The organism is Hwangdonia sp. (assembly GCF_048381975.1).
In the GTDB taxonomy this organism is placed as follows: domain Bacteria; phylum Bacteroidota; class Bacteroidia; order Flavobacteriales; family Flavobacteriaceae; genus Hwangdonia; species Hwangdonia seohaensis.
This window is the reverse complement of the sequence record NZ_JBLWYT010000005.1, coordinates 146,911-158,183: the sequence shown is the minus strand read 5'-3', so window position 1 is coordinate 158,183 and position 11,273 is coordinate 146,911. Positions and strand designations below refer to the sequence as shown.

The 11,273-nt window shown below is 33.9% G+C and carries 11 protein-coding genes; 8 read left to right on the top strand and 3 right to left on the bottom strand.

Annotated elements, in window-relative coordinates; genetic code table 11:
* Positions 1 to 1,236 (bottom strand): HD domain-containing protein, encoded by a 1,236-nt coding sequence (locus ACN5J7_RS10745; RefSeq protein WP_418603896.1) that lies wholly within the window; start codon positions 1,234 to 1,236, stop codon positions 1 to 3.
* Between the two features lie 38 nt (positions 1,237 to 1,274).
* On the opposite strand from ACN5J7_RS10745, the gene ACN5J7_RS10740 reads away from it, so the two are divergent.
* The 4 genes from ACN5J7_RS10740 (at position 1,275) to ACN5J7_RS10725 (ending at position 4,157) form a co-directional block, all read left to right on the top strand.
* Positions 1,275 to 2,828 (top strand): response regulator, encoded by a 1,554-nt coding sequence (locus ACN5J7_RS10740; protein WP_418603895.1) that lies wholly within the window; start codon positions 1,275 to 1,277, stop codon positions 2,826 to 2,828.
* A 93-nt stretch (positions 2,829 to 2,921) separates the two neighbouring features.
* On the top strand, positions 2,922 to 3,347 hold the full coding sequence (gene tsaE, locus ACN5J7_RS10735; protein ID WP_418603894.1) for a tRNA (adenosine(37)-N6)-threonylcarbamoyltransferase complex ATPase subunit type 1 TsaE: 426 nt from the start codon (positions 2,922 to 2,924) through the stop codon (positions 3,345 to 3,347).
* A gap of 182 nt (positions 3,348 to 3,529) precedes the next feature.
* Entirely contained in the window at positions 3,530 to 3,673 is a 144-nt protein-coding gene (locus ACN5J7_RS10730; RefSeq protein ID WP_311938294.1) for a hypothetical protein, read from the top strand.
* A complete protein-coding gene (locus ACN5J7_RS10725; protein WP_311938300.1) occupies positions 3,636 to 4,157 on the top strand; it encodes a hypothetical protein in 522 nt (173 codons plus the stop codon). The genes ACN5J7_RS10730 and ACN5J7_RS10725 overlap by 38 nt, the downstream gene beginning before the upstream one ends.
* On the opposite strand, the gene ACN5J7_RS10720 is transcribed toward ACN5J7_RS10725, so the two are convergent.
* Positions 4,154 to 6,580, bottom strand: a complete 2,427-nt coding sequence (locus ACN5J7_RS10720) for a TonB-dependent receptor domain-containing protein (RefSeq protein WP_418603893.1) — start codon at positions 6,578 to 6,580, stop codon at positions 4,154 to 4,156. The two genes, ACN5J7_RS10725 and ACN5J7_RS10720, sit on opposite strands and share 4 nt — an antisense overlap.
* A gap of 165 nt (positions 6,581 to 6,745) precedes the next feature.
* Between ACN5J7_RS10720 and ACN5J7_RS10715 the strand changes: the two genes are divergently transcribed.
* From ACN5J7_RS10715 to ACN5J7_RS10700, 4 genes are all read left to right on the top strand, one after another.
* Positions 6,746 to 7,945 (top strand): alanine dehydrogenase, encoded by a 1,200-nt coding sequence (locus ACN5J7_RS10715; RefSeq protein WP_311938308.1) that lies wholly within the window; start codon positions 6,746 to 6,748, stop codon positions 7,943 to 7,945.
* A 37-nt stretch (positions 7,946 to 7,982) separates the two neighbouring features.
* Complete coding sequence (locus ACN5J7_RS10710) at positions 7,983 to 8,336, top strand: hypothetical protein (protein WP_311938309.1); 354 nt, start codon at positions 7,983 to 7,985, stop codon at positions 8,334 to 8,336.
* Positions 8,330 to 8,923, top strand: coding sequence for a sugar transferase (locus ACN5J7_RS10705; RefSeq protein WP_418603892.1), 594 nt, complete (start codon positions 8,330 to 8,332; stop codon positions 8,921 to 8,923). Before ACN5J7_RS10710 ends, ACN5J7_RS10705 begins: the two co-directional genes overlap by 7 nt.
* 99 nt (positions 8,924 to 9,022) lie before the next feature.
* A complete protein-coding gene (locus ACN5J7_RS10700) occupies positions 9,023 to 10,081 on the top strand; it encodes an SDR family NAD(P)-dependent oxidoreductase (RefSeq protein ID WP_418603891.1) in 1,059 nt (352 codons plus the stop codon).
* Here the strand turns inward: ACN5J7_RS10700 and ACN5J7_RS10695 are convergent, their stop codons facing one another.
* Entirely contained in the window at positions 10,082 to 11,260 is a 1,179-nt protein-coding gene (locus ACN5J7_RS10695) for a proline dehydrogenase family protein (protein WP_418603890.1), read from the bottom strand. It abuts the gene before it with no gap.
* Positions 11,261 to 11,273: the final 13 nt, after the last annotated feature.

Here is an 11,273-nt window from a genome sequence, read left to right as displayed (position 1 = left end):
CTATTGTTTTTTGGTTGCAATATGTTCTTTCGGATAACAGATATAGTATTTGGTTACCGGTTTTGATAAGGCTTTAAGGTTTAACTGATCGGAAGCCTTTACAATGTCTTGAATTTTACCTGACTTGTGCAGTATGTTTATGTTTTGGTGCTTTAATTGATACGCCTGATTTGAAATACTTCCCGTAAACACAAAATAGGAAGCTCCTTCTTTTGAAATGGCGTACTTTTTAATTAATTTTTGAATGTGTTTTTCAAGTTTGCCTTTAATAACCAACTTGTTTTTCATTTTTATTTTCAATAAATCCCGGTTGATTATCATTTCGCATAAATTACGCAGCACAAAATCGTCGTGGTGTTGCCATTCTTTCATTGCCGAAATAATATCGTAATCATCCAATTGAGAGAATATGTTTAAGGTTTCTTCATTAAAATTTTCTATCGAAATTTCATGTTGCAAAAAATACTGAAGCGATTTACTGGCATTTAGTTTCACGCCTAAACTCGTTAATTCTTTGGCGCGTTTTAAAACCCTTATCAATAATTGTTCGGCAACCAATCCTGTTTTGTGCAAATACACTTGCCAGTACATCAGCCGTCTGGCAACTATAAATTTTTCAACACTATAAATGCCTTTTTCTTCAACAACCAACTCATCATTTACAACGTTTAACATGGTTATTAAGCGCTCGCTGTTTATGTTTCCCTCGGCTACACCGGTATAAAAACTATCGCGTTTCAAGTAATCGGCTCTATCCATATCCAATTGGCCCGAAATTAATTCGCACATAAAATTCCTGTGATACTCGCCTTTAAAAATTTTAATGGCCAACGTTAAATTTGAGTTAAATTCTTCGTTTAAACGTTCCATAAAAAGCAACGATATTTGCTCGTGCGACACATTGTTTACAATGCTGTGTTCCATGGCGTGAGAAAACGGCCCGTGCCCAATATCGTGCAATAAAATGGCAATGTAAAGCGCTTCTTCTTCAGCTTTCGAAATGGCAACCCCTTTAAAACGAAGTACATTAACCGCTTGTTGCATTAAATGCACACAGCCAATAGCGTGATGAAAACGCGTGTGATGCGCGCCCGGATACACCAAATACGACATGCCCATTTGTGTAATTCTGCGCAAACGCTGAAAGTACTTGTGCTGTATTAAATCAAATATTAATGAATTTGGTATGGTAATAAAACCGTAAATTGGGTCGTTTAATATCTTAAGTTTGTTCAAACTTTACTTTTTAATTAAATATTTACAAATATAACTATATGAGCACAATAAATATACTATGGGTTGATGATGAAATTGATTTACTTAAACCACATATATTATTTTTAGAAAAGAAAAATTACAAAGTTACCACATGCAATAGCGGTACTGAGGCTATTGATATTTTAGATGATGTAAAGTTTGATATTGTTTTTTTAGATGAAAACATGCCTGGATTGACCGGTCTTGAAACCTTGAACGAAATTAAAGAAAAACAAGACAACCTTCCTGTAGTTATGATTACCAAAAGCGAAGAGGAATATATTATGGAAGAGGCAATTGGTAACAAAATAGCCGATTATTTGATTAAACCCGTTAACCCCAACCAAATATTATTGAGCCTAAAAAAGAATTTGGACCACTCCAGATTGATTTCAGAGAAAACAACCTCAAATTATCAACAAGAGTTTAGAAAAATAGCTATGGATTTGTCTATGGTTAATTCTTATGACGAATGGGTAAGCCTTTATCAAAAACTAATTTATTGGGAAATTCAATTGGAAGATATCGAAGACGCCGGTATGTTCGAGATTTTAGAATCCCAAAAAAATGAAGCAAACATTCAATTTGGCAAGTTTATAGAAAAAAAGTACACTGGTTGGTTTCAGCCAAATACAGAGGCGCCCGTCATGTCGCACACCTTGTTTAAGGAGAAAATCGCGCCACAGTTAAGCAAAGAACAACCAACGCTTCTGGTGGTTATCGATAATTTGCGTTACGACCAATGGAAGGTTTTCGAGCCCATCATTAATAATTATTACAAAAAAGAATCCGAAGATGCCTTTTTCAGTATTCTTCCAACCGCAACCCAGTATGCCAGAAATGCTATTTTCTCTGGGTTAATGCCAAGCGATATGGAAAAACTATTTCCTCAATATTGGAAAAACGATACCGATGATGGCGGTAAAAATCTTTTCGAAGCCCAATTTTTAGAAAGCCAAATGAAACGATTGGGCTTGAATCATTTAAATTACGAATACCATAAAATAACAAACCTAAAAACCGGTAAAAAATTGGTTGAAAACTTCAACTCATTAAAAAACAACGATTTAACGGTTTTGGTTTATAATTTTGTCGATATGCTATCACATTCCAAAACCGAAATGGAAGTGGTTAAGGAACTCGCATCAAACGATAAAGCATACAGATCACTGGCACTTAGCTGGTTTAAAAACTCACCCTTATTGGAAATGATTCAGCTCGCCCAACAACTTGGTTTTAAGCTTATGCTAACTACCGATCATGGTACGATTAATGTTAAAAATCCATCAAAAGTTGTTGGCGATAGAGACACCAGTTTAAACTTGCGCTATAAAACAGGAAGAAGCTTAACCTATGATGACAAAGATGTATTGGTGGCAAAAAACCCAAAAAACATCCATTTACCGTCTATAACCATGAGCAGTTCTTATATTTTTGCGAAAAGCGACTTGTTTTTCGCCTATCCGAATAACTACAATCACTACGTCAGTTATTTTAGAAATACCTATCAACACGGTGGTGTTTCGTTGGAAGAAATGATTATTCCATTCGTGGTCTTAAATCCAAAATAAAATCCATGTAATACCAAAAAAACCGACGAAATACATTATTGGTTAGGTTTTATTAAAAATTTTAGTTAACATTGCATTATAAAAATTTACACATTGAAAATCAGCTATGAGTTAAATGAAGTTGAAAACGTTGCAAAGAAAATAATTGAAAATGCAACCAGTAAAACTTTATTATTTTATGGTAATATGGGAGTTGGCAAAACAACACTAATAAAAGCCTTAGTTAAAGAACTTGGTAGTGATGATGAAGTAAGCAGCCCAACCTTTTCAATTGTTAATGAATACGAAATTGATGACGGAGTAATTTATCATTTCGATTTATATAGAACAAACGATATTGAAGAGGCTTATAATTTTGGTATAGAAGATTATTTAGATTCTGAACATTGGAAGTTAATTGAATGGCCAGAAAAAATTGAATCGGTTTTATATGAAGATTTTAATACAATTCATATTGATTTTGACAGCAGAAACAAAAGAATTTTAAAAATAAATATTAAAGCAGACAGCCTAAATTAAAGTATAATTTGAATGAAAAAATAGCATAAACACTCTAAAATTTGAAGAATTACGGAAAACCCACAGCGTAAATTTTAAAAAACACGGTTTTTAACATAATTTTAACATTTAAGCACTTTCTTCAAGATAGTCATTAGTTACATTTGGATTAAATAATTAATTAATTTAAATCCCTTAAAAGAATGAAAACTAAAAAGTATTTAATGGCAATCGCAATTTTTGGAGGTATGTTATTCTTAGCCCAATCTGCTAATCAGTACAACCTTGATGCACAACAAACAGCAAAAATTGACAAAAGAAAGATTAAAGTTCCAACACACGGATAGAAAATCTTTAGTTATAGGTAGTATAATTGCAACACTAATAGCAATTACACCATTCCTATATACTTTATACAAAAGTGTTCCAGATGTAAAAACCTGGGACACTTTTTTTGGTATTTATGAGAGCAATTATTACGAAAGTATCCATGTGTTAGCATGGACCCTTATCACAAAGTTTATTCCTTTATTCTTGTTGTTTATATGGTTTTTTACTTGCAAACATTGGTGGTATCATACTTTATTGGTGCCAATTGCCATGTATGTATTCCAGATAATCCAAGTGTTTAATGACGATTTAATTTTTGCGGAAGAAAACCAAGTCATTTATCTATTACCTGTTATGGCTATAGTTATACCCTCAATTTATCTAATTAGAGCACGAATATTCAATAAAATCAATGAGGCCAATAAATCTTTAGAAGAGCTAGAGGATGAATTTAAAATATCTCCCAAAAACTTTTGGGCCAAAATAAAACAGTATTTTTAATTGGCAACATTGCCCAATCTGTCACGTTCGTCTAATATTATTTCTTTTTTATTAGTACGCAGTCTAAAGTTTCCAAACTTATAGTTGAACCCAAAAGTAAACAACCGGTTTTCCATTCGAGATTTAAAAAACACATCTTGATTTAAATATCTTGTTGTTTGTGTAAAGTTTTGTGTATTGAATATATCTGTAACACCAATGCTTACAGATGCCCTATTATTCCATAATGTTTTTCTTAAATTAACATCAAAACCCGATCTGGCACTTACAAGTGATGCACCGCCTGCAATAGGAGAAATATGTAAATAGGAAACATCTGCCGTTAAACTATTATCTTCTAAAAAAGAAAAGTAATTAATAATTTGAGCATATACAGACCATTTGTCTACAGATAGCAACTCATTAGCGCTTTCAAGCGCAAAAAACTGGTTTTCATAATAAAATAAAGAAGATAGCACATACAAATTCCAACGTGGCAGCACTTCAGTATATGTTGTAAAATCCAGTCCGTAAGAAATACTACTATCTATATTGGCATTAATATACTTTAATATATAATTATCATTGTCCTGAAATACGATTTCATACGTAGGATTTTTTTCAAATGTATAATACACTTCGAAAGTATATTTGTTTTTTAAAGTATAGCCTAAAGTAAATGTATTGTCAATCTGTGGTTTTAAATACGGGTCTCCAGTTGTATAAGCATTATCATTTAAAAAGTATTTAAATGGGTTTAGCTGGCTATATCTGGGTCTGTGGATGCGTTTATTATAATTAAAATAAATCGCGTTATTATCATTCAGTTTGTTTAAAATATGGAACGAAGGGAAAAACTTAACATAGTCATTGTCATTCTTTTGATTTGTGGATATCGAAGTACCTTCAATGTTTGTAAACTCAACCCTAAGACCAGATTTTAAACTCCATGCCTCCCAATCTTTCGAGTAACTGGTGTAAGCCGCATAGTTTAATTCATCGTATAAAAACGTATCCGAGTTTTGTACGTCTTCAGTTTTTACACCGTTTTCAAAAGCAAACTGATTTAAAATACTTTCGGAATTGATATTGGATATTTTTGCTCCAGCTTCAAAATGTGCAGAGGCGCTAATGGGCAACTCGTAATCAACTTGCCCCGTATTTAGTTTTATTTCTTGACTGGAATATGTTTGAAACTTATTGTTCCTAAATGCCGTGCTATTATTTGGCAAAAAATAACCGGTATTCACATCTTGAAAATCAGAAAAATCATAATCGGTATAATGTAAGCTCACAGACAGCTTCTCTCCTGCCCTTTTAAATTTATGAATATAATCTAAGTTAAAAGCAACGTTAAAAGTTTCGTTTACTTTGTTATTTGATGTATTAAAAGTTGAATCCAGTACTTTGGAAACATTATAAACTTCGGTTAATGAGTTTATGTTTGTTTTACTGGCTTTTCTCGGCGCCATTAAAATATTTGCTGAAAACCCTAAACTGTTATTTTCGTTAAAATCGTAATCCAAATTGGCGTTTATATTTTGATTTGCTGATTTTCGACGTCTTTTAAAATCGGTCTCCCAACTCGTGTTATCCGAAAAATTTAACGATTCGTTGTTATGCCTAAAATCTTCCCTCGGATTTAAACTGTAATTGAAATACGTACTTAGTTTTTTAGTTTTAAAAAAATGGTTCGTGCCCATTGCATATTTTGGAAATTCCGAACCTTGTTTATAATTCCCAAAAACACTGCCGTTATACCCAGCAATAATGTTTTTACTGGTTTTGATATTAAGTACGGCTCCGCCTTCTGCTTCGTATTTTGCCGGTGGGTTTGTAATAACCTCGATAGATTTAACGTTGGTTGCCGATGTGCCCTCTAATAGTTGTTGAATTTCATTTGATGACAAATGGACTTTTCTATCATTTATATAAACCGTGGGAGTAGCGTTTTTAATTGTAATACCACCATCATGCACCAATACACCCGGAGTATGTTTTAAAACATCCAAAACATTGGTGTTTGACAAAGTAGAGTTTTCCACATCAAAAACTAAGCGGTCAACCAGCCTTTTTATTGTTGGTCTTTTGGCAATAACAGTAACATCGTCCAGCGCCTCTAGGTTTTCTTCTAAAACAATGGTTTTTAATATGGTATCCTCATTAATCTCAACAGTTATCGAGTTTGGTTTATAGCCTAAAAAGCTAACCTTAAACGTGTAATTTCCAGCTTTTAAATTGTTAATTGTAAAAGCTCCATTTTCATCGGTTGAGGTGCCGGTAACAATATCTTTTAGCGCTTCTGAATTTTCAGTAACAACGACATTAGCATAGGCGATTGGGGCGTTTTTATCATCTTTAACAAATCCGTTTACGCTAAATTCTTGGGAAAAACAGGAAATAGAAAAAATAAATAAAAGGAAATGAGTAGGTTTTAAAATCATAGTCTATCTAAAACACAAACATAAAATAATTATACTAAATAGAGATGGGGTAAATCCACATTAATTCCAAAATTTTTTCTTACAGAAATTATAAAATAATATTATTCTCTATGTAAAGCAATCAGAAATTATTCGTAATTTCATTTTTATTTAACAAACCAAACCATGTCAAAATACTTGTCACCTTTTACTAAACAACAACTTTTGCCTCAGGAGGAAATGCTTGAAATCAAAAAACGAAAAGGTAAACTTTTTATTGGAATCCCAAAAGAAACGGCTTATCAGGAAAAAAGAGTCTGTTTAACACCAGATGCCGTTTCGGCACTTGTTTATAACGGGCATCAGGTTTTAATGGAGTCTGGAGCTGGTGAAGGCGCCAATTTTAGCGATAAGGATTATAGTGAAGCAGGTGCGGAAATAACCAAAGATACGGCTAAGGTTTTTTCGTGCCCCATGATTTTAAAAGTAGAACCACCAAGCCTGGAGCAAATAAAATTAATTAACCCGCAAACCATATTAATATCTGCTTTACAGCTTAAAACTCAAGAAAAAACATACTTTGAAGCCTTGGCGTCAAAGCGTATTACGGCCTTGGCCTTTGAGTTTATTAGAGACGCAGACGGTACCTATCCTGCCGTTAGGTCATTGAGTGAAATTGCAGGTACGGCATCTACCTTAATTGCCGCCGAATTACTATCTAATAGTACAGATGGCAATGGGTTAATGTTTGGTAACATTAGTGGTGTTCCGCCCGTTGAAGTGGTTATTCTCGGTGCGGGAACCGTAGGCGAATTTGCCGCCAGAAGCGCTATTGGTTTAGGCGCCAATGTAAAAATATTCGATAATTCCATTACAAAATTAAGAAGCATTCAAACCAATCTTGGACGCCCGCTTTTTACTTCAACTTTACAACCAAAAAACCTAACCAAAGCCTTAAAACGATGCGATGTTGCTATTGGTGCAGTACGCGGAAAAAACCGATCGCCTATTTTGGTTACCGAAGCTATGGTACAACACATGAAAAAAGGCGCCGTAATAATTGATGTTAGTATTGATATGGGCGGTTGCTTTGAAACCAGCGAGGTTACCACACACAAAAAGCCAACATTTATAAAGCATAATGTGGTACACTACTGTGTGCCAAATATACCTGCAAAATACTCTCGAACCGCTTCCGTTTCAATAAGCAACATTTTTACACCTTATTTGTTAAAAATAGCCGAAGAAGGCGGTATTGAAAATTCTCTAAGATTTGATAGAGGTTTAAAAAATGGATTGTATTTTTACCACGGGATTTTAACCAGCAAACCTGTTGGCGAATGGTTCGATTTGAAGTATAGCGATATTAATTTGCTTATATTTTAGAACCAGCTTTCCTTATTAAACGTTATTTTTTAGGTATATGAAATTAATACAGCGTATTGGCTACTATTTGGGAGGCTTCTCAATAGGGTTAATTATTTTGGCTTTTTTTTTAAACGGTAAAAAGGTGTCTTGCGATTATGGACCAGATGCCAGGGTTTTAAAAAACATCAATTCAAAAGTTATAAAATATAATGATGATACCATTAATGATAGTATCGCCATACGTTATGTTTTAAAAAAGGGTGATATTAATTTTTCTAAAAGCGAAACACGGCAAAAACCATGTGGTATTTATGTGATAGAAGGCGATTATAACGAAAAGGAAATTATTCTAACCGTTGAAAATTGCGATAGCACTGCCACAGTAACTAACGTGAAAACAGTATGGTAAAACGCGTTTTCGATTTGGTTTTTTCCTTCATAGGATTACTACTCCTCGCTCCTTTTCTCATATTAATTGCCATTTTAATCAAAGTTGATTCTAAAGGTCACGTTTTGTTTATTCAGAATCGGGTTGGTAAAAACAATGTCGATTTTAACATTTTTAAGTTTAGAACGATGCATGTTAAGTCCGAAAAAAAGGGATTGTTAACGTTGGGCAATCATGATTCGCGTATCACCAAAATCGGCTATTTTTTACGACGTTATAAAATCGATGAATTCCCTCAACTTATAAATATTTTAAAAGGCGATATGAGTTTTGTTGGCCCAAGACCGGAATTGCGCTATTATGTGAATTTTTATAACGATGACGACATGAGGATTTTTAAAGTCAGACCCGGCATTACAGGATTGGCATCGTTAAAATACAGAAACGAAGTTGAGCTTTTAAAAGCTGCCGAAAATCCCGAGGAATTTTTCATTAAAACCATAATTCCGGATAAATTACGGTTTAATAAAATGTATATTGAAAAGCGCAATTTCTTTTTTGACTTAAAACTGATTTTCTTGACGGTAATAAAAGTAATTACAAAATAGAATGGTTTCTAATTGCTATTTGTTATAAAGACTAAATATTCCTATTTTGCACATGTGAATTTTATATAAAAGCCTATATTTCACCGAAGTTAATAGCCCATGGATGCATCAGTCTCAAATCATATTCAACAATTAATTAAAGATTCCGGTTTACTTCATTTAAAGAATAATTCTAAAAAAAACTATCGCAGCTTAGATTTTTCAAGCGACACTATTTTAATTACCGGTGCAGCAGGTTCTATAGGTAGCGAGCTTTCAAAACAACTCATACATTGCCGTTACAAAAAACTTATTTTAGTTGATATTGCCGAATCCCCGCTGTACGAACTTCAACAAGAATTAGAGGGCAATACAGATGATGTAGAATTTATATTACTAAACATAACCGATAAAGCAGCTCTGGATTATCTTTTTAAAACACACCAACCAACACTGGTTTTTCATACCGCAGCGTACAAACATGTACCATTAATGGAATGTATTCCTTACGAAGCCGTGAAGCTCAATATTATTGGCACGAAACTTTTGGCAGATTTATCCATTGTACACGAGGTTAAAAAATTCGTTTTTATTTCTACCGATAAAGCCGTTAATCCCATAAGTACTATGGGAATGACAAAGCGTATTGCCGAACGCTACTTATTGCATTTAAACAATCCGGACCGGACTAAATTCATTATCACACGATTTGGAAATATATTTGGTTCAAGCGGATCGGTTGTGCCTTTATTTATAAATCAAATTCATTCAGGAAAACCGTTAACCGTTACCAATAAAGACATTTCCCGCTATTTTATCTGTAAACATAAAGCTTGTAATTTGATATTGGAAATAGCAACTTTTAAAGATTTTAAGCCTTCTGTTTTTACTTTTAACATGGGAACTCCAATTAAAATAATGGATTTAGCCAAAACCTTAACGACGTTTTATAGCGAAGACATAGCTATTAAAATCACAAAAATTCGCCCTGGCGAAAAACTGCATGAGGAGATAGTAACGAAAAATGAAACATTGATGCCCACACCTCACAAAGATATTATGCATGTGAAAAGCAAAAACGGGGAGCTTACAAAAGCGATGGATATTGATGAATTATTGGAAATTTCACCTTATAATTCACTTTCAGAAATTAAAGCAATTCTTGAAAAGTATATGTGATTATTTTTGTTTTCTACGTTTCTTCTCTTTGGTTAATAAATTAAGTTCTCTACTGGTTTGTCCGGCAACCGATGTGTTTTCTTCGGCACGTCTAATCAAATAGGGCATCACATCTCTTACAGGGCCAAAAGGCATATACTTTGCTACGTTATAGCCTCTGTCTGCCAAATTATAACTAATATGGTCGCTCATCCCGTATAACTGTCCAAACCAAACACGCGGATCGTTATTTTCCAAACCGTGTTCTTGCATGAGTTGCATTAATAAATACGAGCTCTCTTCGTTGTGTGTTCCAGAGAACAGAGAAATGTCATTTAAGTTATCTAAAATATATCTTAGGCCTTCATCAAAATTGGTATCGGTTGCTTTTTTATTTTCGCAAATAGGTGATACATACCCTTTTTCTTCCGCACGGTCATTTTCTTTTTCCATGTAAGCGCCGCGTACTAATTTATAGCCCAAATAAAACCCCTCATTTTTTGCCAAGGCATGTTGTCGTTTTAAAAAGTCCAATCTATCGTGCCTGTACATTTGTAAGGTATTAAAAACAATAGGCTTTTCGGTATTGTACTTTCGCATCATTTGCGTAATCAAATCATCGGCGGCATCTTGCATCCAACTTTCTTCGGCATCAATTAAAATAGCAATATCATTTTCCTTGGATTTTTTACAAACAGCATCGTATCTGTTCACTACCCTTTCCCATTCTTCTTGTTCCTTTTCTGTTAAAGCTTCGCCTTTGCTTAATTTTTCATATAAATAAAACCGACCAAAACCAGTGGGTTTAAACACCGCAATTGGAATCGCATCAATTTCCTTTGCGAAATCTATAATTTTAAGAACCACCTTTAATGCCGCATCAAATTGGGTTACGTTTTCTTTGCCTTCAACAGAATAATCAAGAACGGAGCTCACTCCTTTTTCATACATTCTATCTATAACGGGTAAGCAATCATCTTCGTTTACACCACCGCAAAAATGGTCGAATACCGTAGAGCGGATAAGCCCTTCAATGGGCAAATGTGCCTTTATTGCAAAGTTGGTTGCTGCGGTTCCTATTTTCACCAAAGGCTCGATAGAAATCATTTTAAACAAAAAATAGGCGCGCTCTAACTCAGAGTCACTTTTAAGCGCGAAAGCTATTTCGGTATTTTCAAAAATAGGGTCGACTTTTTGCATAATCAATAAAATT